Genomic DNA, 20,596 nt, shown 5'->3' on the forward strand with positions numbered 1-20,596 from the left:
GGAGGATCATGCGCGCCATCCCTCTACTTTCGCTTCTGCTCAGCGGCTGGTTCATCGTTCCAGCCCACGCTGACGAGGCCCAGGACTGGTTGACCCGTCTGGGCCAGGCCGAGCAGCAGCAAAGCTTCCACGGTACTTTCGTTTACGAGCGCAACGGCAGTTTTTCCACGCACAACATCTGGCATCGTGTCCAGAATGGCCAGGTCCGCGAGCGGTTATTGCAGCTCGACGGCTCGGCTCAGGAAGTCGTGCGCATTGATGGACGTACTCAATGCGTCAGCGGCACCCTGATTGCGGGATTGGGTGATTCACCCAACGCTGCCGCCCGTGCGCTGGATCCCAAAAAGCTGAAGAATTGGTATGACCTTGCCGTCATTGGCAAGTCGCGCGTGGCCGGCCGTGACGCAGTGATCGTGTCGCTGACCCCTCGTGATCAGCACCGATACGGTTTCGAGCTGCATCTGGACAAGAAAACCGGCCTGCCGCTCAAGTCGTTGCTGTTGAACGACAAGGGACAGCTGCTCGAACGTTTCCAGTTCACCAGCCTCGACACGGATGAAATCCCGTCGGACAAGGATTTGCTGGCAGACGCCGATTGCAAGCCGATCAACATCGCAAGCGACAAGGTTTCTGCAGCGAAAACCGTTCAGGAGTGGCGTTCGGACTGGCTGCCGCCAGGCTTCGAGCTGACCAGCAGCAGTTCGCACAAGGATGCGCAAACCAAGACCCAGGTCAGCAGCCTGATGTATGACGATGGCCTGGCGCGTTTCTCCGTGTTCCTTGAGCCGTTGAACGGTGCAACCGTCACCGATACTCGTACCCAGTTGGGCCCTACCGTCGCGGTATCCCGTCGTTTGACTACACCGCAAGGTGAAATGATGGTCACGGTGGTTGGCGAAATCCCGATTGGCACCGCCGAACGAATCGCTCTATCGATGCGTAACAACGATGGCGCTGCGACCAGCAAGCAGTGAGCTGATTTCAGTCATTTCCACCTCGTCGTCGAGACGTCGAAATGTTTGCTGAGCATTTTCATTTGCAAAACCCCTGAAAATTTTTTATAGGTCAGAGCCTCACGGCTCTGGCCTTGTTTGTTGTTCCCGGAACAAAAATGCCGGTCTGTGGTTTCCGGTGTTCCTTTGCTCCATATCGCTTAACCCTGCTCGTCGTAACGGGAGCTGTATGTCGATACCAAGTTTGAAGTCTTACCTTTCCATCTTCGCCACCGTGCTGTTGCTCGGTCAGGCGGTCCCTGCTGCGCAAGCGGCCGATCTGCCTGATTTCACCCAGTTGGTCGAACAAGCGTCGCCAGCGGTAGTGAACATCAGTACCACGCAGAAACTGCCGGACCGTCGCGTGAATCAGCAGATGCCGGATCTGGAAGGCCTGCCACCGATGCTGCGCGAATTCTTCGAGCGCGGCATGCCGCCTCAACAGCGCTCGCCGCGTGGCGACGGGCGTCAGCGTGAAGCGCAATCGCTGGGTTCGGGGTTCATCATTTCGCCGGATGGCTACATCCTCACCAACAACCACGTGATCGCCGATGCTGACGAAATCCTCGTCCGTCTGGCTGACCGCAGTGAGATGAAAGCCAAGCTGGTCGGCACCGATCCACGTTCCGACGTGGCGTTGCTGAAAATCGAAGGCAAGGATCTGCCGGTGCTCAAGCTCGGCAAATCCCAGGATCTGAAGGCTGGCCAGTGGGTCGTCGCGATCGGTTCGCCATTCGGCTTTGACCACACCGTGACCCAAGGCATCGTCAGCGCCGTCGGTCGTAGCCTGCCAAACGAAAACTATGTGCCGTTCATTCAAACCGACGTGCCGATCAATCCGGGCAACTCCGGTGGCCCGCTGTTCAACCTGAACGGTGAAGTGGTCGGCATCAACTCGCAGATCTACACCCGCTCCGGTGGCTTCATGGGCGTGTCGTTTGCCATTCCGATCGACGTGGCGATGGATGTTTCCAACCAGCTCAAGAGCGGTGGTAAAGTCAGCCGCGGCTGGCTGGGCGTAGTCATCCAGGAAGTGAACAAGGATCTGGCCGAGTCGTTCGGTCTCGACAAGCCGGCCGGCGCTCTCGTTGCACAGATCCAGGATGACGGCCCTGCGGCCAAGGGCGGCCTGCAAGTTGGCGACGTGATCCTGAGCATGAACGGTCAGCCGATCGTCATGTCCGCCGATCTGCCGCATCTGGTCGGCGCGCTGAAGGCTGGCGCCAAAGCCAATCTGGAAGTGATTCGTGAAGGCAAGCGCAAGAACGTCGAGCTGACCGTCGGCGCAATCCCGGACGAGGACAAGGAGCTGGCAGGTCTGCCGAAATCCGGCGCTGAAAGCAGCAGCAACCGCCTCGGCGTTGCGGTCGGCGAATTGACCGCCGAGCAGAAGAAAACCTACGACCTCAAAGGTGGTGTGGTGATCAAGGAAGTGCAGGACGGTCCTGCGGCCCTGATCGGTCTGCAGCCGGGTGACGTGATCACCCACCTGAACAACCAGGCCATCGGCTCGGCCAAGGAGTTCACCGACATCGCCAAGGCGTTGCCGAAGAACCGTTCGGTGTCGATGCGCGTGCTGCGTCAGGGCCGTGCCAGCTTCATCACCTTCAAACTGGCTGAATAAGCCAGCAACAAGGTAAAAAAGAAACCGCCTCGAAAGAGGCGGTTTTTTTGTGTCTGAAGTTTTTGTCTTGTCTGGAAAGACTCAGCCCATCATGTCCTTGACCATACGCTCCTGTTCCATCAGCTCACGCTGGCGGGCATCGATGCGCGAGGACAGCGGGAAGTTGTTGCCAGCCTTGCGCTTGGCGAAGTCCAACTGCTGAATGGCCTGGCGGTAATCGCCGACCAGCGCAAAATACTCGGCTCGCGCCTGATGCAGGCCGATGATGTTGCCCGACAAGCCACGGGTTTCAGCAACCTGATACCAGACGTCCGGATCATCCGGGCGCGACTTGAGCAGGCTGTCCAGCGCCTTCTCGGCATCGGCGGCGCGATTCTGTTTCAGCAGCAGATCGACGCGCACCTGATTCAGCGGATAGTTGCCCGGGAACTGCGTGAGCATGCGGTCGACCCGTGACTGCGCATCGGGCAGGCGATTGTTGGTGATGTCCAGATCGACCTGAGCGAGGTTGTAGATGATCTCGTTCGGCGACTTGGCCAACAATTGCTTGAGGTTCTCGCGGGCTTCGTTGAGCTGGCCGCCCTTGATCTGGGCGATGGCGAGGCCGTAACGCGCGACATCGTTTTTCGGGTTCTCATCGAGCAGGGCGCGGAAACGCTTGGCGCCCAGTCCCGGGGTTTCTTCGTAGATCAACTGCACCCGCGCGCGGATCAACTGGTAGCGCATGCTGTCTTCGATGCCGCCCGGTTTCGCCTGCTCGGCGCGGTTGCGGGTATCGGCGATACGCGATTCGGTGACCGGGTGAGTCAGGAGGAATTCCGGCGGTTTGGCGTCAAAGCGGTACTGGCGCATCAGGCGTTCGAACATGGTCGGCATCGAGCGCGGATCGTAACCGGCCTTTTCCAGGTTGAGGATGCCGATGCGATCTGCCTCCTGTTCGTTTTGTCGCGAGAAGCGCCGTTGTTCCTGCAACGCCGCAGCCTGGGTGCCAGCGATGGTGGCGATGCCGGCATCACCGCCGCCGGCCGCCGCAATGACAATGCCGGCCAGCAACGCGGCCATCATCGGCACCTGCATTCTTTGTGAAGCTTCCACCCCGCGAGCAAAGTGGCGTTGCGACAAGTGCGCCAATTCGTGAGCGAGCACCGAGGCGTATTCACCTTCGGTCTGGGCGTTGAGGAACAGGCCGCCGTTGACCCCGACCACGCCGCCCGGCGCTGCAAAGGCGTTGAGTTGTGGGCTGTTGATCAGGATGAATTCCAGGCGTCGGTCGGAAACCTGGCTGGTCTCGACCAGCTTGTACACGCTGGATTCGACGTAGTCCTTGAGCTGCGGATCGTTGAGCTGGGAAACCTGACTGCGCAGCATGGCCAGCCAGGCGCGGCCGAGCTGGTATTCCTGTTGCGGCGAGACAATGGCAGAGCTGGCGTCGCCGAGTGACGGCAGATCGTCGGCAAAGCCTGGTGAGGCGAGCAGGCAAGCGAGCGTCAGCAGGGTAGGGCGCAGAAAAGTCATGCACAAAGCCTTGGAGGACAAAGACCTTACTGTAGCCGGACACCGAAGCCGCGACCAGATATTCTAGGCAGCTCGACAACGAACCGGAGTGACGCAATGACTGACGCTGTAGCCCATGACGTGGAACTGGACGCCAGTGGCCTGAACTGTCCGTTGCCGTTGCTCAAGGCAAAAATGGAACTCAACAAACTGCACAGCGGCGCTGTGCTCAAGGTGATCGCTACCGATGCCGGCTCGCAACGCGACTTCCGTACCTTTGCCAAACTGGCCGGTCATGCGCTGTTGCGCGAAGAAGACGAGGCTGGCGTCTACCGTTACTGGTTGAAAAAAGCCTGACGCGAGCGCGTTAACGATCGAAGGGATTATTGATGTTCAAAGTGTTACGCGACTGGATTCAGCGCTACTTCTCCGATGAAGAAGCCGTGGTGCTGGCGGTGCTGCTGGTTCTCGCCTTCACCGCCGTGCTCACCCTCGGCGGCATGCTTGCGCCGGTATTGGCGGGGATGGTGCTGGCGTATCTGATGCAAGGCCTGGTGGTGACGCTCGAGCGACTGCGCGTGCCGGGCGGCGTGGCGGTGGGACTGGTGTTTGCGCTGTTCATGGGCGCGCTGATGCTGTTTATTGTCGTGGTGCTGCCGCTGCTGTGGCATCAGTTGATCACGCTGTTCAACGAGTTGCCGGGCATGCTCGCCAAGTGGCAGTCGCTGCTGCTTCTATTGCCAGAGCGCTATCCGCATCTGGTGTCTGACGAGCAAGTCTTGCAAGCGATCGAAGCGGCGCGAGGCGAGATTGGCAAGTTCGGTCAGTGGGCTCTGACTTTCTCGTTGTCGAGTTTGCCGCTGCTGGTGAACATCATGATCTACCTGGTGCTGGTGCCGATTCTGGTGTTTTTCTTCCTCAAGGATCGGGCGATGATTGGCGAGTGGGTGCGTGGCTATCTGCCTCGCGAGCGCGCGCTGATCACCCGCGTCGCGCAGGAAATGAACCGGCAGATCGCCAATTACATACGTGGCAAAGGCATCGAGATAGTGATTTGCGGCGGCGTGACCTACATCGCCTTCATCGCGCTGGGCCTGAACTACGCGGCGCTGCTGGCTTTGCTGGTCGGCTTGTCGGTGGTGGTGCCATATGTCGGTGCGGTAGTGGTGACCGTGCCGGTGCTGCTGATTGCGCTGTTCCAGTGGGGCTGGAGCGATCAGTTCATCTACCTGATGGCGGTCTACGGAATCATTCAGACGCTGGACGGCAACGTGCTGGTGCCGTTGCTGTTTTCGGAAGCAGTGAACCTGCATCCGGTGGCGATCATCTGCGCGGTATTGTTGTTTGGCGGATTGTGGGGATTCTGGGGTGTGTTCTTTGCGATCCCGCTGGCGACGCTGTTCAAGGCAGTGCTGGATGCGTGGCCGCGCAAGGAGCCGGTGGTGGCGCCGTTGCTTTAAATCGGGGTGAGGCTTTTGGCCTCATCGCTGGCAAGCCAGCTCCCACAGGTTTTGTATGTGCTGAACCCGGTGGGAGCTGGCTTGCCTGCGATGGCGTCGGTGACGACGCAGCAAAAACATCAGGCTTTATTCAGAGCCTCAGCCGCCGCCAGCACGGCATCAACATGCCCCGGCACTTTCACGCCACGCCATTCCTGACGCAGCACACCGTCCTTATCAATCAGGAAAGTGCTGCGATCAACGCCCAGGTATTCCTTGCCATACAGCTTTTTCAGCTTGATCACGTCGAACAGCTGGCAAACCGCCTCGTCCTTATCGCTGATCAGCTCGAAGGGGAATTCCTGTTTGCCTTTGAAGTTTTCGTGCGACTTCAAGCTGTCGCGGGAAATGCCGAAGACTTCGGTGTTGGCAGCCTTGAATGCCGCATATTGATCGCGAAAGCCCTGGCCTTGAGTGGTGCAGCCCGGGGTGCTGTCCTTTGGGTAGAAGTAGATCACCACTTGCTTGCCCTTGAGTTCGGACAGGCTGACGGTCTGCCCGCTGGTCGCAGGCGCGGTGAAATCCGCAACCGGTTGGTCGATGACAACGGCCATGAAAGCTTCCTTACATTGGGTTTTGTGGGCGCCAAGGCTCGATCAGGGCATCCAGGTTCATCGCGTCGGCGAAATCGAGGAACTGATCGCGCAGCCAACTGATCTGGGTGTTGGCCGGCAGGGTCACGGTGAACGTGGCGTTAAGCATGGTGCCGCCGGTCTGTGGCGCCTGATAGGTGTCGCAGGTGAGGTTTTCCAGCTCGACGTTGTGGTCCATGAAGAACTGGCACAGCTCATTGATAATGTCCGGGCGATACGCCGAGCTGACGTAAGCCACGTAAGGCAGCGCTTGCGGACGATTTTCCAGAGCGGCGCTGCGCACCACGTTGACGGTGAAAGCGTGACGCTTGGCCAGCAATGGCAGGCTGCCTTCGAGGCGCGCGAGGGCGTCCCAGCTACCGGAAACTTCCAGCACCAGAGCGCTGCACTCGCCGTGGCGGGTCAGGCGAGAGGTGACGACAGCGCAGCGGTTTTCATGGCTGGCGCGGCACAGGACGTTGGTCAGCTCCATGGGGTTGGCGCCGAGGGCACTGATGACAAGGAATTGTTCGCGAACTGTGGGGGTGGACATGCAGCATTCCTAAAGCGATGAGCGGTCGGTAGGTTGACGGGCATTGATGGCCGGGCGTGCCTGTTCTGGCGGTCCGTATAAAGAGCCCCGGCCAGCGTTCGCGGCTCGCTCCACTGTGCGGGAGCGCGTCGATGCGACGCAGGAACGGGGCCTGGGAGGCCGAAAAGGGAGGCTGAAACCCGGCGTACAAGCTGATCTGTACCGATCAAAGTCTGAAGGGTAGCGAAAAGCGGCGCCAAGGGGAATGGCGGCGGCGCAGTACTTCGCTTGTGCAAGCATCTTGGCGCCAGTACCATTACCGCTCTCTTTTTCCGGCAGGAGCGGTTTCATGATTGCGGGCAGTATGGTGGCACTGGTCACTCCCATGGATGCACAAGGGCGTCTTGACTGGGACAGCCTCAGCAAACTCGTGGACTTCCACCTCAAGAACGGCACCCATGCCATCGTCGCCGTCGGTACTACCGGCGAGTCGGCCACCCTTGATGTAGAAGAGCACATCGCCGTCATCAAAGCCGTGGTCAAACAGGTTGCCGGGCGCATTCCGGTCATCGCCGGCACCGGCGCCAATTCGACCCGCGAAGCCGTCGAGCTGACCCGCAACGCCAAGGCTGCCGGCGCCGATGCCTGCCTGCTGGTGGTTCCTTATTACAACAAGCCGACCCAGGAAGGTCTGTACCAGCACTTCAAGCACATCGCTGAAGCGGTCGACATTCCGCAGATTCTCTACAACGTTCCCGGCCGCACCTCCTGCGACATGCAGGCCGAGACGGTGATTCGCCTGTCCACCGTGCCGAACATCATCGGCATCAAGGAAGCCACCGGCGACCTCAAGCGCGCCAAAGCGATCATCGATGGCGTGAGCAAGGATTTCATCGTGCTGTCCGGCGATGATCCGACCGCTGTCGAGCTGATCCTGCTGGGCGGCAAAGGCAACATCTCGGTCACCGCCAACGTCGCCCCGCGCGAAATGGCTGACCTGTGCGAGGCCGCGCTGAAGGGCGACGCCGATACCGCACGCGCAATCAACGAAAAACTGATGCCGCTGCACAAGGACCTGTTCATCGAAGCCAACCCGATTCCGGTGAAGTGGGCTTTGGTCGAAATGGGCCTGATGCACGAAGGCATCCGCCTGCCACTGACCTGGCTGAGCACCCCTTGTCATGAAACGCTGCGCTCGGCCCTGCGCCAGTGCAACGTCCTGGTTTAATTGAGGAAGTACAACGCATGAAGCGAATGGCCGGACTTTCCGCACTTGCCTTGATTATCTCCAGCACCAGTGGCTGCGGATGGGTCTGGGGGCCGGAAGGTTATTTCCGCGACCGTGGAAGCGATTACCTGCAAGCGCAACAGACTGCACCGATGCAATTGCCACCGGATGTGAGCACTGCCAAGCGCCTCGACCCGCTGTTGCCGATCCCGCGCAACGTGGCCGATGACACCGCGACGGGCGAATACGTCGTGCCGCGTCCTCAGCCGCTTTCGACGGTTGCCGATGCCACGGATTACTCGCTGCAGAAGAGCGGTGATTCGCGTTGGGTCGTGGCCCAGCACCCACCGGCCGAAGTCTGGCCAGTGGCGCTGCAGTTCTTCCAGGACAACGGTTTCCGTCTGGATGAACAGCGTCCGCAGACCGGCGAGTTCACCACTACCTGGCAGCACTCCGACGAGTTGTCCGCATCGATGGCCAAGCGCCTGAGTGCGGCCGGTATCGCCAGCGACAGCGAAACCCGCGTGCGTGTGCGCATCGAGCCGGGCGTGCAGCGCAACACCAGTGAAATCTACGTAGTCAGCGCCGAGCGTCCTGCCGGCAGCACGGCCGACGTGGCCTTCACCAACCGTTCGGTCAATACTGGCCTGGACGCTGCGCTGGTCGACGACATGCTCGCGAGCATGAGCCGAACGTCCGAGAAGGGCGGCTCGGTGTCGATGCTGGCCTCGCGTGATTTCGACGCCCCGAGCCGTGTCAGCCTGAACGAAGACGGCAGCGGCAACCCGGTGTTGAACGTCGGTACCGATCTGGACCGCGCCTGGTCGAGCGTCGGCCGTGCGCTGGAACAGGGCGAATGGCGCGTTGAAGACATCAACCGCAGCCTGGGCTTGTACTACATCAACCTGGCCGAAAAAGCCGAGAAGAAAGACGACAAGCCTGGCTTCTTCAGCAGCCTGTTCGGCAGTGCGCCGAGCAAGGAAGAAGTCGAAGCCCGCGCCGAGCGTTATCAGGTTCGCCTGAGCAAGGTGGGCGAGAACATCCAGGTCACCGTCGAAAAGAACATCAACACCGTCGCGCCGGCCGATGTCGCGCGTAAAGTGTTGAGCGTGATTCAGGACAACCTGGGCTGATCCGATATGCGTTTTGCCGTTCTCGGCAGCGGTAGCCAAGGGAACGGCACGCTGATCGCCAGTGCTGATACGTACGTGCTGGTTGATTGTGGTTTTTCCCTGCGGGAAACCGAAAGACGTCTGTTGCGCCTGGGTGTGCACCCGGCGCAACTGAGCGCGATACTCGTGACCCACGAACATGCCGACCACGTGCATGGCGTGGGTTTGCTGTCTCGGCGCTACAATCTGCCGGTCTACCTCAGTCGCGGCACACTGCGCGGGATGCGCAAACCGCTGGAACCGGCAGGCTTTCTGGCCGGCGGCGAGCAACTGCAGATCGGCGCACTGAACGTCGGGGTCATTGCCGTGGCCCATGACGCGCAGGAGCCGACCCAGTACGTCTTCAGCGATCAGGAACAGCGGCGCTTCGGCCTGCTGACCGACCTGGGGTCGTTCTGCGAGCGGGTGCTGGATGGCTATCGGGATCTCGATGCGTTGATGATCGAGTCCAACCATTGCCGCGACATGCTGGCCCGTGGTCACTACCCGTACTTTCTCAAGCAGCGGGTGGGCGGCGAACGCGGACATCTGAACAACCATCAGGCGGCATTCCTGGTGGCCGAGTTGGGCTGGCAGGGTTTGCAACACCTGGTGCTGGCCCATCTGAGCAGCAAGAACAACCTGCCGCAGCTGGCCCGGCAATGTTTTGTCGACACCCTCGGGTGCGACCCGGACTGGCTGCAACTGGCCGATCAAGATTCAGGGCTCGACTGGCGCCACATCGCCTAGCCCACCTACTTAGCAAGCGGAGCCCATCATGGAAAAACGTGAAGAACTCTACCGCGGCAAAGCCAAATCGGTTTACAAGACCGACGACGCTGACCGCTTGATCCTGCTGTTTCGCAACGACACTTCGGCGTTCGACGGCAAGCGCATCGAACAGCTTGATCGCAAAGGTATGGTGAACAACAAGTTCAACGCCTTCATCATGCAGAAACTCGAAGCGGCCGGCGTGCCGACCCAGTTCGACAAACTGCTGGGCGACAACGAATGCCTGGTGAAGAAGCTCGACATGATCCCGGTGGAATGCGTCGTGCGTAACTACGCCGCCGGCAGCCTGGTCAAGCGTCTGGGCGTCGAGGAGGGCATGAAGCTCAACCCGTACACCTTCGAACTGTTCTTGAAGGACGACGCCAAAGGCGACCCGTTCATCAACGAATCCCACGTTGTTGCATTCGGCTGGGGCACCGCCGAGCAACTGGCGCGCATGAAGGAACTGTCGCTCAAGGTCAACGAAGTCCTGAGCAAACTGTTCGACGACGCCGGCCTGCTGCTGGTCGACTTCAAGCTTGAATTCGGCGTGTTCAGCGACGGCTCCATCGTCCTCGGCGACGAGTTCAGCCCGGACGGCTGCCGTCTGTGGGACAAGGACACCAAGAAGAAGATGGACAAGGACCGCTTCCGCCAGGGCCTCGGTGATGTCATCGAAGCCTACGAAGAAGTCGCCGCTCGTCTGGGCGTACCGCTTTAATCGACGCAAGCATCTGATAGCACGGAAAAAATTTCGTTTGGGGGGTTCGCAACCGACGAAAGTGTTGTTATGATGCGCGCCGTTGGAGAGATGCCAGAGTGGCCGAATGGGACGGATTCGAAATCCGTTGTACCTTCACCGGTACCTAGGGTTCGAATCCCTATCTCTCCGCCATTATTGAACAAGACAAAGCCCCCGTAATCATTGCTGATTGCGGGGGCTTTTTCGTTTCTGGCGTTTTGTTCGCAATGCTTTTCGGGTACAACCTGCCGACTGCATAAAAGGAACAGCTCGATGAGTGAAGTTCAGCCGTTGGCGGGTGATGACGAGGTGAAGCCGCAGAGCGTGAGTCTGCGCGAGGCGTTCTGGTTCTGGTTGAAGCTGGGCTTTATCAGTTTCGGCGGGCCGGCCGGGCAGATTTCGATCATGCACCAGGAACTGGTCGAGCGCCGGCGCTGGATTTCCGAGCGGCGTTTTCTGCATGCCTTGAACTATTGCATGTTGCTGCCCGGGCCGGAAGCGCAGCAGCTGGCGACCTACATTGGCTGGCTGATGCATCGAAGCTGGGGCGGGATTGTGGCCGGGGCGTTGTTTGTGTTGCCTTCGCTGTTCATCCTGATTCTCCTGTCGTGGCTCTATATCGCCTTAGGTGAAGTGCCGGTAGTGGCCGGGCTGTTTTACGGGATCAAGCCTGCGGTGACGGCCATCGTCGTGCAGGCGGCGCATCGCATCGGTTCGCGGGCGCTGAAGAACAATTGGCTGTGGGCGATTGCGGCGGCGTCGTTTACGGCGATCTTTGCGTTCAATGTGCCGTTTCCGCTGATCGTGCTGGGCGCGGCGGTGATTGGCTATTTCGGCGGTCGAATGGCGCCGGAGAAATTCAGGCCAGGCGGGCATAGTGCGGCGAAGAAGTCTTTCGGCGCGGCGTTGATCGATGACGACACGCCAACCCCGGCCCATGCCCGTTTCAGCTGGAAGAAACTGACCTTGATCGCCGTGATCGGTGCCGCGCTGTGGGCATTGCCGATGGGTGTATTGACCGCGCTATTCGGCTGGCAGGGCACGTTGACGCAAATGAGCTGGTTCTTCACCAAGGCAGCGCTGCTCACCTTCGGTGGAGCTTATGCGGTGCTGCCCTATGTCTATCAAGGTGCGGTCGGTCACTACGGCTGGCTGACCCCGACCCAGATGATCGACGGCCTGGCGCTGGGCGAAACCACACCGGGGCCGCTGATCATGGTGGTGGCGTTTGTCGGTTTTGTCGGGGCTTATGTGTCGCAGGTGTTCGGCGCCGATCAGGTATTCCTCGCCGGAGCGGTCGCCGCCGCGCTGGTGACGTGGTTTACCTTTCTGCCCTCATTCCTGTTCATCCTCGCCGGCGGCCCGCTGGTGGAGTCGACGCACGACGAACTCAAATTCACCGCCCCACTGACCGCGATCACTGCTGCGGTGGTCGGCGTGATTCTCAATCTGGCGTGTTTCTTCGGCTATCACGTGCTCTGGCCGCAGGGCTTCAGCGGTAGCCTGGACTGGCCGTCGGCGTTGATTGCGCTTGCGGCGGCCATTGCGCTGTTTCGCTTCAAGCGCGGAGTGATTCAGGTGTTGCTGGCCTGTGCGTTGGTTGGGTTGGTGGTGCATTTGCTGCGTTAGTGGTCGCGGCGCCGGAAATCGAATCGCGCGCTGGAGGCCTGAAGAACTCAGTCACCTGGAGATCATTGGCTCGATCATCGTCATGCTCAACAAGGGCGCCGACATGCGCTCCAGCATCGCAGCTGAAGCACGGGCGAAGATCGTCTATGAGCGCTTGATGAGGCTCGCGCCTGACATCAGGCGGCGCGCCCCGGTTGATCACTGGGAAATGTTCGTGACTTCCAAAGATTTGCGCTCGATCGCTACGGGCTGCAAATGCCCCAAACGGTCGAGGTGATAGCGCTGCAGATCCCGCGCCAGAATCAGTTGGCCGTGATACAGCGCTGCCGCTTCGTTGCGCACATCCTCGATCGACGGGCTCACCGCCGGATTGGCCTGATAGCGCGCGCTGAAATGCGTCAATACCAGATTGCGCACCCCGGCTGATTCGGCAAATCCAGCGACAGCGGCGGCGCTGCTGTGGCCGTAACTGGCACGAGCGCGGTCGATTGCTGCCTGCACGAATGTCGCTTCATGCACGAGCACATCCGCCGATTGCGCCACTTCGGCCAGCAGTGCCGGCCGATCGTTATCGCCGCAGACAATGATGCGTCGATCAGGTCGTGAACTCAGCAGATAGTCGCGAGCGTGCAGCACCCGCCCGTCAACCTCCACGTCCTGACCGTGGGCCAACTGACCCCAGAGCGGGCCGCGTTCGATGCCTTCGGCATCCAGGCGCTGCACGTCCAGACGCGGTTCCGGGTCGGACTCGGTGAACACATAACCATGACACGGCACGCGGTGCGACAACTCAACGGTCCGCACCTGAACGTTAACGTTGCGCCACTCCGTGAGCGTTTCCACAGCGTGCAGGTTGATTTCAAATGGCAGATACGATTGCGTCACCTCCAGACTCATTTTCAGCCAGGGATGCAGCGCTGTCGGCAGGATAATGTCCAGTGGCCGCGTGCGTCCGGACATGCCGGTGCTCGCCAGCAGACCCGGCAAGCCCAGGCAGTGATCGGCGTGCACATGAGTGATGAAAATCGCCCGCAATTCACTCAGTGACAGCGGCGTGCGCAGCACCTGATGCTGAGTGCCTTCACCGCAATCGATCAGGTACCAGCCCTTGCCGGCAGACGCGATCAGTGCCGTCGCGCTGACGTTGCGCTGGCGGGTCGGCACGCCGGCAGACGTGCCCAGAAACAACAAATCCACGGTGGTTCTCCCTGGCGGATCGGATCTCAGATATTGCGTGCAGTTTTCCGTGTGCTTTCGACAATCAGCGAGGCGATTCGGATCCATCGATGGACTGCGACAATTCATCGGACACTCGCGCTGTCGGCTTCTGGCCTTGGCACTTCGCTCGCTGATGATGGTCACAGCGAAACGGAGTCACTTAGCGGAGGTCAACTTGCCCAGAAAATCCAGGCCGATCGTCGACCGCGCCGATGCGGCGACCCTTTCGCAAGAACGCAAAGATGTGTTTTTCGCGGCGGTGCAGGTCAGCCGCATGGCCATGATTGTCACCGATCCAGCGCAGCCCGACGATCCCATCATTTTTGCCAACAATGCGTTTCTTGAACTCAGCGGCTACGAGCTGGAAGAAGTGCTCGGGCGCAACTGCAGGTTTCTGCAAGGCGAGCAGACTGATCGTGCGGTGTTGCAACGGGTCAAGCAAGCGCTGAAACATCACCACGAAACCTGCGTGGAGGTGCTCAACTATCGCAAGGACGGCTCGTCGTTCTGGAACGAGCTGTTCATAGCGCCGTTGTTCAACGAGCGCGGGCAACTGGTGTATTTCTTCGCCTCGCAAATGGACGTCAGCCGCCGCCGTGACGCCGAGGACGGTTTGCGTTACAGCGAGAACATGGAAGCACTGGGACAGTTGACCGGTGGTATCGCCCACGATTTCAACAACCTGCTGCAAGTGATGATCGGCTACATCGAGCTGATCCAGCATACCGCCAAGCGGCCGAGCATCGATCCGCAACGCATCGTGGTCGGCGCCGGCCACGCTCGCGCGGCGGCGGAAAAAGCACGTTTGCTGACCCAGCATCTGCTGGCATTCTCCCGCCGACAACGGCTCGAAGGCCGGGTGATCAATCTCAATGCCTTGCTCGAGCGGTCAACGCTGCCGGCACCGGAATCCTGCGATCTGGAGCCGCAATTCGAGTTGGCCGAGGACTTGTGGAACTGCCGGCTCGACCCGGCGCAGGCGGAGATGGCGCTGAACCATTTGCTTTCCAACGCTTGCGACGCATTAGTTGACCGGCAACAGCCAGCGATTACCGTGCTGACCCGCAACGTCGTGGTCCCGGACGCGACCGATCCGCATCAGGGCGGATTGGCGGCGGGGCGTTACGTCTGCATTGCGATCGCCGATAACGGCGTGGGCATTGCCGCTGACGATCTCGACAAAGTGATGGAACCTTTCTTCACCACCAAAGAGGAAGGCAATGGTGCCGGCCTCGGTTTGTCGATGGTTTACGGCTTCGTCAAGCAATCCGGCGGTGTGGTCAAAATCGAATCGACGCCGGGACTCGGCACCACGGTGCGCCTGTTCTTCCCGGCGGATGACAGTCAGCTATCGGCATCTGGCTCCGCTGAGACCGTAGAAAATCTCAAGGGTACGGAGCGCATCCTGATCGTCGAGGATCGCGCCGAAGTCGCTGAACTGGCGCGCTTTGTATTGTCCGAACAGGGTTACCACACCGACCTCGCTGCGGATGCCAGCGAGGCACTGGCCGTGCTGCAGAGTAGCGAATACGACCTGGTATTCACCGATTTGGTCATGCCGGGCGAGATGAACGGGCTGGCACTGGCGCGGGAAATCAGCCAGCGCTATCCGGCCATGAAGATCCTGCTGACGACCGGGTACTGCGCGGACGAGTCGACGCCCAATGAGCTGGCTGACAATGAGTTCGAATTGATCGCCAAGCCCTACGCGCCGGTGGAACTTTTGCGCAAGCTGCGCTCGATGCTCGGCTGAAAAAACGAACTGACGGCGCACGTTCGGCGTCCATCCTAAAGACTGCATTGAACAACCAGTGAGGGACCCGATCCCCGAGGAGATGTTGGCAGTGAGCGATGACTTGATGATCAATAACGTGCCGATCGACTGAGCGTCAACGAGGACGGTTCATGCAGGAGCAATCTTTGGTGGTGATTAGCGGCGCCAGTGCTGGCGTCGGGCGCGCGGTGGCTCATCGGTTTGCCGCTGGGGGCTACCGCATCGGACTGTTGGCGCGTGATCCGGCGGGACTGGCCGCCACGCAAGAGGAGCTGCAAGCGTATGGCGTTCAGGTTGAAACCGTCAGCGTCGACGTCGCCGATGCGCTCGCCGTGCAGCAGGCCGCCCAGCAACTGGAAACCGCGCTCGGGCCGCTGGCGGTCTGGGTTAACGCGGCGATGGTCACGGTGCTTTCGCCCATAGAGCAATTGTCCGCCGCCGAGATTGAGCGCGTCACCCAGGTAACCTATCTCGGCACTGTCCACGGCACGTTGGCAGCGCTGTCGTTGATGCGCCCACGCAACAAGGGACTGATCATTCAGGTCGGCTCGGCGCTGGCCTATCGCGCCATTCCGTTGCAGGCCGCTTACTGCGGGGCAAAATTTGCCGTGCGCGGTTTTACCGATTCGTTGCGCTGTGAGTTGCTGCATGAGCGCAGCCATATTCGCGTGTGCATGGTGCAATTGCCCGCGATCAATACCCCGCAGTTCGACTGGGCGCGCAACAAATTGCCCAAGCGTCCCCAACCGGTGCCACCGATTCACGACCCCGACGTAGCGGCACGGGCGATTTTCAGTGTGGTAAAGCATCCTCCGCGAGAGTTGTGGCTAGGGTGGTCGACGATCAAAGCGATTATTGGGCAGTCGGTCATGCCCGGTCTGCTCGACCGTTTGATGGCGCGAAGTGCATGGTCCGGTCAGCAGACCAATGAGCCTGAAGACAACGAGCACCCGGACAACCTGTTCGAAGCGCAGCCGGATCGGCATCAGATTCGCGGCCGCTTCGTCGGCCGTTCCAGGGATGCAGCGCTGGCCTTGACCTCGACGCAAGTGCTGGCGATATCGGCAGTGATTGCCATATTGGTCGGCGTGGTTCTATTACAGCTCTGATGCTTTCCCGGTTCGCTCCACTGTCGACGCATCTCTGCGCGCGCTGCTAGAGGCGCCGGGGTGCATGGAAGCAACAAATGCAGCACATGCACCTTTGATGACTGTGGTTTCGTTCAGATCTCTTTGATCGGCGTCTCGCCCTGTACGGCTTTGATCAGGTTGATCACGTGCAGGCAATCAGCCTTGTTCACATACGATTCGCCACTGGCCACCGTCTCGTGGTTGCGCGCACGCAGGCGCCAGCGCCATTGGCCTTTGCCAGTGCTCGGGGTGCCTCGGGTTTGTCGGTAGATTTCGAAATACATACGGTTCGCTCCCTGCGATCGATAGGCGCGCCCACCTGTGTGGCGCATCGACGCAAGCCTAGCGCAGCGGTTTTTTTTGGCTATCGGGGATTTGTTTCCAATCGTTCGTGGATGTTTCTGCAAAGGCCGCCGCAGAAACGTTTATGGACGGCATCCCCAAGGCCTTTCTACACTGCCGCTATTCCGGGAGCAGGGGCAATGGATGAACCGCAATGAACTACGCAAGGCCGACATCAACCTGATGGTGGTGTTCGAGACCCTGATGCTCGAACGCAACGTAACCCGCGCGGCGGAGAAACTGTTTCTCGGCCAGCCGACCATCAGTTCGGCACTCAACCGTTTGCGCACGATGCTCAACGATCCGCTGTTCATCCGCGTCGGCCATCGCATGGAGCCGACGGCCCGTGCCGAAGATATTTACCGCCATCTCAAACCGGCACTGGATTCACTCTCGGCGGCGCTGAGCCTGACCCGCGATTTCGATCCCGCCACCAGCACCATGACCTTTCGCATCGGCCTCTCCGACGACGTCGAATTCGGCCTGCTGCCGCCGCTGTTGCGCGCGCTGCGCCAAGAGGCGCCGAGTGTGGTGTTCGTGGTGCAGCATGTCGATTACTGGCGCATTCCCGACCTGCTCGCCGCCGGCGATATCACCGTCGGCATCAGCCAGACCCGTGGCCTGCCGGCCAACGCCAAACGCAAACTGCTGCGGCATATCCAGCCAAGCATCCTGCGCGCCGATGCCTCTGATACGCCGCTGACCCTCGACGAATATTGCGCTCGCCCGCATGTGCTGGTGTCGCACACGGCCAATGTCAGCGGTTACGCCGATGAGTGGCTGGCGGAACTGGGGCGCACGCGGCAGGTGGTGTTGTCGGTGCCGCAGTACAGCGCACTGCCGGCTTTGCTGGCCGGCACCGACCTGATCGCCAGCCTGCCGGATTACACCGCAGCGGCGATGGCGGCGTCCGGGGCGCTGTTCCAGGAACCGTTCCCGTTCAAGACGCCGACACTGGACCTGTCGATGGTCTGGCTCAGCCACGTCGACAGCGACCCGGCCGAACGCTGGCTGCGTTCGCGGCTGGAAGCGTTCATGAGTGAACGGCCAACTGAGCACCACGATCCCTTGTAGGAGCCGCCGAAGGCTGCGATCTTTTGATCTTGATTGTGAAAAACACAAAATCAAAAGCTCGCAGCCTCGTTTCACTCCACAGCTCCTACAGGGAATGCGTTGAGCCGACTGTGTTATACGTACGCCCCCCGCATCCGCCGACTGGAGATCCGCAATGCCACACCTGCACATGGAATACACCGCCAACCTGACGCAGTTGAACGCTGACATCGCCCTGATCCGGCTCAACAACACGCTGGTCGGTTCCGGTCAGTTCGGCGCGGAGTTCGATATCAAGAGCCGCGCGATCAAGATCGACAACTTCAAGGTCGGCACGGCGCAGGGCGAGCGTGCCTTCGTCCATGTGAAACTGGCCTTGCTCAGCGGGCGCTCGGCGGAGATCAAGAAGCAGCTCTCGCAAAGTCTGCTGGCAGTGTTGCAGGAACTCTGCGAATGGCCGGCCGGGCTCGAAGTGCAACTGTGCGTGGAACTGCTCGACATCGATCGCGAGTCCTACAGCAAAGCCGCCATCGGCATCTGACGTTCAGGCGTTTTCCAGCTCGCTGCACACCTCAATCACCTGCTCGCGCAGCCAGACGTTGGCGCTGTCCTGATCGGCGTTCTGGCTCCACTGCATGTCTAGGGTGAAACCCGGCAGGCCGTTGGGCGCTTCGCAGTGGTTGAACACTGCGTCGTTGGTCAGCAGACGCTGGATACGCCGGGGCAGGGTGAGGATGAAATCGGTGCCGGTGATCATCTTCAACGCGGCGCTGTAGCTGTTCGATCGGGCCACTATCTGGCGCTTTTGCGCTTGCCGCGCCAGCCAGCCGTCGACCATGTTGGTGCTTGAAGTCCACGGCGTTGGAAACACATGCCGACGTTCGGTGAATGCTTGCAGGCTCAGGCGCGGCTCCAGTGGCGTGGCGCGTTTGTCGAAGACGCAGACCAGGTCATCTTCCAGCAACATCCGTGATTTCAGATCCGCATGCTGGCGGTGAAAGTGCGGGCCGAAACTGATCACCAGATCGAGGCTGCCGTCGCGCAACTCTTCGGCCGGAACGTCGGTTTCAAACTTGTGCATGTTGACCATCACCGGTAAGTCATCGAAGTCGAAGCGCTTCAACAGTCGCGGCAGAATCAATTGCTCGAAGTATTCCGGGGCGCAGATGTTGAAAGTCACCGCCTGCCGGCTCGGGTCGAAAGCCGGGGCACCGGCGTGGCAGAGGTTGATGCTTTCGAGGATTTTCTGCACATGGCCGTACATGCTGCAGGCCTTGTAGGTCGGGCGCATGCCGGTGCGGGTGTTGATGAACAGTTCGTCTTCGAAACTGGTGCGCAATTTCTTCAGGCAATAACTGACGGTGGACTGGCTGACGAACAGGGTTTCCGAGACATCGGTGACACTGCTCTGCTCGTACACGGCGACGAATACCATCAAGTCCTGCATATCGAGCTTGCGAAGCAAATTACTGTTCAGCATGAGTTCCGTCTCGCTGTGCCCCTTGCGCAGAATTCGCGCAAACGTGTGCGTACGATCCTAACGGAACGATGGTGCCAGGAGAAACCCTTGTAGGACATTTCACGGACACATGTGGGACAGAAACTTTTAGCAACACGACGTTGGCAATCTCGTGCGCAAAAGATGGCCAGAGGCCTCTAGCCCGGGCAGGGCAAGTGACGTGTGTAGTCGCGAGGGTTGAAGCGCACAACCATCAGCAGCATGGTCACCATCACTGCAGTCAGCGCCCACCACGCACCTTCGAAACTGCCCAGCCGATCGCGAATCATCCCTGCCAACAGCGGCGACAGGCCTGCGATCAGATAACCGATCCCCTGTACAAACGCGGTCAGGCCACCGGCGCGCTGCGGCTCGTCGCAGTGATCCAGCGCAATGATCAGGCTCATCGGAAACAGACCGCCAATCCCCAGCCCCAACAGACAGGGCCATAACAGGGCCAGAGATGGCGGGGCAAGAATCAGCCCGCAGAAACCGCCGATGATCAGCAACAGCAGAACCGCCAATATCCCACGCCTATCACGACTGCGATTGGCGATCGCCGGCACTACCAGCCCGGAAATGACCTCCATCGCTGTAAGAAAACCCAACATCAGCCCGGCGTTTTGTTCACTCCAGCCCTTTTCCATGTAGTACGGGGCGAGCCAGGCGAGGACACAGGTGTAGGACGCCGTACCGAGGCCAAAGAAAATCGCCAGCAACCAGGCGCGACGGCGCGTGATGAAAGACTCCCGCTGGGTCACCCTTGGTAAGGCTGGCGCGGGCTGCAAGCACCAGACCAGCAACGCGACCAATGCCAACGCCGCCCAGATGGCCAGCCCGACGCGCCAACTGCCGGTCTGCACCATCACCAGCGGCGCGAACGATGCCGCAATCGCGGCGCCGCCCATGATCGAAGTCACGTAGACGCCCATGCACAACGCCACGTTGTCAGCAAAGCGCGATTTGATCAGCGCCGGCATCAATGCCTGAATCAGCGCTATGCCAATGCCGGCCAGTATCGCGCTGACGATCAGTTCGACCGCGGAATCGATAAACAGCCGTGACACGCTCGCCAGCCCGATGACCAACAGCGACAGCAGCACCGTGCGTTGTTCGCCCAGACGCTGGCTGATGCCCAGGCCGAAGAACATCGCCAGCCCCATGGCCATGACCGGCAGCATCGTCAGCAAAGAGGCAAGCGTGAAGCTCAATGGGATATCGCTACGGATCGCCGACAGCAGCGGCCCGATGGCTGCCATTGAGGGGCGCAGATTAAGTGCGACAAGAATGATCGCGAGTATCAGCCAAGCGGCGGGGCGAGAGTGATTCATCAGCGGGCCTTTGAGT

Annotated in this window: 20 protein-coding genes, 1 tRNA gene and 1 pseudogene; 15 read left to right on the forward strand and 7 right to left on the reverse strand. The window is 60.2% G+C overall.

Translation table 11 applies throughout. From position 1 onward, the window contains the following. Positions 1-8: 8 nt before the first annotated feature. Together FEE99_RS11280 and FEE99_RS11285 are read left to right on the forward strand one after the other, a co-directional pair. Complete coding sequence (locus FEE99_RS11280; RefSeq protein WP_041478864.1) at positions 9-974, forward strand: MucB/RseB C-terminal domain-containing protein; 966 nt, start codon at positions 9-11, stop codon at positions 972-974. A 208-nt stretch (positions 975-1,182) separates the two neighbouring features. Continuing rightward, positions 1,183-2,616, forward strand: coding sequence for a DegQ family serine endoprotease (locus FEE99_RS11285; protein ID WP_016771271.1), 1,434 nt, complete (start codon positions 1,183-1,185; stop codon positions 2,614-2,616). Positions 2,617-2,697: 81 nt separating this feature from the next. Here the strand turns inward: FEE99_RS11285 and FEE99_RS11290 are convergent, their stop codons facing one another. Continuing rightward, positions 2,698-4,131: a M48 family metalloprotease gene (locus FEE99_RS11290; RefSeq protein ID WP_024011999.1), complete on the reverse strand. Its 1,434-nt coding sequence runs from the start codon at positions 4,129-4,131 to the stop codon at positions 2,698-2,700. Between the two features lie 96 nt (positions 4,132-4,227). Here FEE99_RS11290 and FEE99_RS11295 point away from each other — a divergent pair, with 96 nt between their 5' ends. Both FEE99_RS11295 and FEE99_RS11300 read left to right on the forward strand, forming a co-directional pair. Continuing rightward, positions 4,228-4,467, forward strand: coding sequence for a sulfurtransferase TusA family protein (locus FEE99_RS11295; RefSeq protein WP_041478863.1), 240 nt, complete (start codon positions 4,228-4,230; stop codon positions 4,465-4,467). A 32-nt stretch (positions 4,468-4,499) separates the two neighbouring features. Next, positions 4,500-5,570 (forward strand): AI-2E family transporter, encoded by a 1,071-nt coding sequence (locus FEE99_RS11300; protein ID WP_041478862.1) that lies wholly within the window; start codon positions 4,500-4,502, stop codon positions 5,568-5,570. Between the two features lie 119 nt (positions 5,571-5,689). On the opposite strand, the gene FEE99_RS11305 is transcribed toward FEE99_RS11300, so the two are convergent. Next, on the reverse strand, positions 5,690-6,163 hold the full coding sequence (locus tag FEE99_RS11305; RefSeq protein ID WP_041478861.1) for a peroxiredoxin: 474 nt from the start codon (positions 6,161-6,163) through the stop codon (positions 5,690-5,692). A 10-nt stretch (positions 6,164-6,173) separates the two neighbouring features. Then, a complete protein-coding gene (locus FEE99_RS11310) occupies positions 6,174-6,734 on the reverse strand; it encodes a glycine cleavage system protein R (protein WP_024012001.1) in 561 nt (186 codons plus the stop codon). A gap of 328 nt (positions 6,735-7,062) precedes the next feature. On the opposite strand from FEE99_RS11310, the gene dapA reads away from it, so the two are divergent. The 7 genes and pseudogenes from dapA to FEE99_RS11345 all read left to right on the forward strand — a co-directional run. After that, on the forward strand, positions 7,063-7,941 hold the full coding sequence (gene dapA / locus FEE99_RS11315; protein ID WP_016771265.1) for a 4-hydroxy-tetrahydrodipicolinate synthase: 879 nt from the start codon (positions 7,063-7,065) through the stop codon (positions 7,939-7,941). A gap of 17 nt (positions 7,942-7,958) precedes the next feature. Beyond that, positions 7,959-9,074 carry an outer membrane protein assembly factor BamC gene (gene bamC / locus FEE99_RS11320; protein ID WP_064361067.1) on the forward strand — a complete coding sequence of 372 codons (1,116 nt, stop codon included), beginning with the start codon at positions 7,959-7,961 and terminating at the stop codon, positions 9,072-9,074. Positions 9,075-9,080: 6 nt separating this feature from the next. Beyond that, the gene (locus FEE99_RS11325) at positions 9,081-9,842 is read left to right on the forward strand and encodes an MBL fold metallo-hydrolase (RefSeq protein WP_024012002.1); all 762 of its coding nucleotides are present in this window, start codon (positions 9,081-9,083) and stop codon (positions 9,840-9,842) included. A 28-nt stretch (positions 9,843-9,870) separates the two neighbouring features. After that, entirely contained in the window at positions 9,871-10,584 is a 714-nt protein-coding gene (gene purC / locus FEE99_RS11330; protein ID WP_016771262.1) for a phosphoribosylaminoimidazolesuccinocarboxamide synthase, read from the forward strand. An 84-nt stretch (positions 10,585-10,668) separates the two neighbouring features. Continuing rightward, positions 10,669-10,758, forward strand: a tRNA-Ser gene (locus FEE99_RS11335). A gap of 120 nt (positions 10,759-10,878) precedes the next feature. Next, a complete protein-coding gene (gene chrA, locus FEE99_RS11340) occupies positions 10,879-12,234 on the forward strand; it encodes a chromate efflux transporter (RefSeq protein ID WP_041478859.1) in 1,356 nt (451 codons plus the stop codon). Positions 12,235-12,274: 40 nt separating this feature from the next. Beyond that, positions 12,275-12,409 (forward strand): annotated as a pseudogene (locus FEE99_RS11345) (hypothetical protein); the annotation flags it as partial. A 23-nt stretch (positions 12,410-12,432) separates the two neighbouring features. Here the strand turns inward: FEE99_RS11345 and FEE99_RS11350 are convergent. Then, on the reverse strand, positions 12,433-13,431 hold the full coding sequence (locus tag FEE99_RS11350) for a ribonuclease Z (RefSeq protein ID WP_041478858.1): 999 nt from the start codon (positions 13,429-13,431) through the stop codon (positions 12,433-12,435). Positions 13,432-13,627: 196 nt separating this feature from the next. Between FEE99_RS11350 and FEE99_RS11355 the strand changes: the two genes are divergently transcribed. Continuing rightward, the gene (locus FEE99_RS11355; protein WP_237143810.1) at positions 13,628-15,205 is read left to right on the forward strand and encodes a histidine kinase famiy protein; all 1,578 of its coding nucleotides are present in this window, start codon (positions 13,628-13,630) and stop codon (positions 15,203-15,205) included. A gap of 152 nt (positions 15,206-15,357) precedes the next feature. After that, positions 15,358-16,335 (forward strand): SDR family oxidoreductase, encoded by a 978-nt coding sequence (locus tag FEE99_RS11360; protein ID WP_041478857.1) that lies wholly within the window; start codon positions 15,358-15,360, stop codon positions 16,333-16,335. A 113-nt stretch (positions 16,336-16,448) separates the two neighbouring features. Here the strand turns inward: FEE99_RS11360 and FEE99_RS11365 are convergent, their stop codons facing one another. Then, positions 16,449-16,640: a YegP family protein gene (locus FEE99_RS11365; RefSeq protein WP_016771242.1), complete on the reverse strand. Its 192-nt coding sequence runs from the start codon at positions 16,638-16,640 to the stop codon at positions 16,449-16,451. Between the two features lie 202 nt (positions 16,641-16,842). Here FEE99_RS11365 and FEE99_RS11370 point away from each other — a divergent pair, with 202 nt between their 5' ends. Both FEE99_RS11370 and FEE99_RS11375 read left to right on the forward strand, forming a co-directional pair. Continuing rightward, the gene (locus FEE99_RS11370) at positions 16,843-17,772 is read left to right on the forward strand and encodes a LysR substrate-binding domain-containing protein (RefSeq protein WP_041478856.1); all 930 of its coding nucleotides are present in this window, start codon (positions 16,843-16,845) and stop codon (positions 17,770-17,772) included. Between the two features lie 154 nt (positions 17,773-17,926). Then, positions 17,927-18,292, forward strand: coding sequence for a 5-carboxymethyl-2-hydroxymuconate Delta-isomerase (locus tag FEE99_RS11375; RefSeq protein ID WP_041478855.1), 366 nt, complete (start codon positions 17,927-17,929; stop codon positions 18,290-18,292). 3 nt (positions 18,293-18,295) lie between these two features. On the opposite strand, the gene FEE99_RS11380 is transcribed toward FEE99_RS11375, so the two are convergent. Beyond that, positions 18,296-19,231: a LysR family transcriptional regulator gene (locus tag FEE99_RS11380; protein ID WP_041478854.1), complete on the reverse strand. Its 936-nt coding sequence runs from the start codon at positions 19,229-19,231 to the stop codon at positions 18,296-18,298. A gap of 176 nt (positions 19,232-19,407) precedes the next feature. Next, positions 19,408-20,580 (reverse strand): cyanate transporter, encoded by a 1,173-nt coding sequence (locus tag FEE99_RS11385; RefSeq protein WP_041478853.1) that lies wholly within the window; start codon positions 20,578-20,580, stop codon positions 19,408-19,410. Positions 20,581-20,596: the final 16 nt, after the last annotated feature.

This window comes from Pseudomonas sp. ef1 (assembly GCF_007293365.2).
Taxonomy (GTDB): Bacteria; Pseudomonadota; Gammaproteobacteria; order Pseudomonadales; family Pseudomonadaceae; genus Aquipseudomonas; species Aquipseudomonas siliginis.

What these genes read in the sequence shown, in the direction of transcription:
- FEE99_RS11380 (WP_041478854.1), bottom strand. Translation starts at nt 19,231, where the DNA reads ATGCTGAACAGTAATTTGCTTCGCAAGCTCGATATGCAGGACTTGATG.
- FEE99_RS11290 (WP_024011999.1), bottom strand. Translation starts at nt 4,131, where the DNA reads ATGACTTTTCTGCGCCCTACCCTGCTGACGCTCGCTTGCCTGCTCGCC.
- FEE99_RS11280 (WP_041478864.1), top strand. Translation starts at nt 9, where the DNA reads ATGCGCGCCATCCCTCTACTTTCGCTTCTGCTCAGCGGCTGGTTCATC.
- FEE99_RS11375 (WP_041478855.1), top strand. Translation starts at nt 17,927, where the DNA reads ATGCCACACCTGCACATGGAATACACCGCCAACCTGACGCAGTTGAAC.
- FEE99_RS11285 (WP_016771271.1), top strand. Translation starts at nt 1,183, where the DNA reads ATGTCGATACCAAGTTTGAAGTCTTACCTTTCCATCTTCGCCACCGTG.
- FEE99_RS11385 (WP_041478853.1), bottom strand. Translation starts at nt 20,580, where the DNA reads ATGAATCACTCTCGCCCCGCCGCTTGGCTGATACTCGCGATCATTCTT.
- FEE99_RS11360 (WP_041478857.1), top strand. Translation starts at nt 15,358, where the DNA reads ATGCAGGAGCAATCTTTGGTGGTGATTAGCGGCGCCAGTGCTGGCGTC.
- FEE99_RS11300 (WP_041478862.1), top strand. Translation starts at nt 4,500, where the DNA reads ATGTTCAAAGTGTTACGCGACTGGATTCAGCGCTACTTCTCCGATGAA.
- FEE99_RS11295 (WP_041478863.1), top strand. Translation starts at nt 4,228, where the DNA reads ATGACTGACGCTGTAGCCCATGACGTGGAACTGGACGCCAGTGGCCTG.
- FEE99_RS11310 (WP_024012001.1), bottom strand. Translation starts at nt 6,734, where the DNA reads ATGTCCACCCCCACAGTTCGCGAACAATTCCTTGTCATCAGTGCCCTC.
- chrA (WP_041478859.1), top strand. Translation starts at nt 10,879, where the DNA reads ATGAGTGAAGTTCAGCCGTTGGCGGGTGATGACGAGGTGAAGCCGCAG.
- FEE99_RS11365 (WP_016771242.1), bottom strand. Translation starts at nt 16,640, where the DNA reads ATGTATTTCGAAATCTACCGACAAACCCGAGGCACCCCGAGCACTGGC.
- dapA (WP_016771265.1), top strand. Translation starts at nt 7,063, where the DNA reads ATGATTGCGGGCAGTATGGTGGCACTGGTCACTCCCATGGATGCACAA.
- FEE99_RS11305 (WP_041478861.1), bottom strand. Translation starts at nt 6,163, where the DNA reads ATGGCCGTTGTCATCGACCAACCGGTTGCGGATTTCACCGCGCCTGCG.
- FEE99_RS11325 (WP_024012002.1), top strand. Translation starts at nt 9,081, where the DNA reads ATGCGTTTTGCCGTTCTCGGCAGCGGTAGCCAAGGGAACGGCACGCTG.
- FEE99_RS11370 (WP_041478856.1), top strand. Translation starts at nt 16,843, where the DNA reads ATGAACCGCAATGAACTACGCAAGGCCGACATCAACCTGATGGTGGTG.
- bamC (WP_064361067.1), top strand. Translation starts at nt 7,959, where the DNA reads ATGAAGCGAATGGCCGGACTTTCCGCACTTGCCTTGATTATCTCCAGC.
- purC (WP_016771262.1), top strand. Translation starts at nt 9,871, where the DNA reads ATGGAAAAACGTGAAGAACTCTACCGCGGCAAAGCCAAATCGGTTTAC.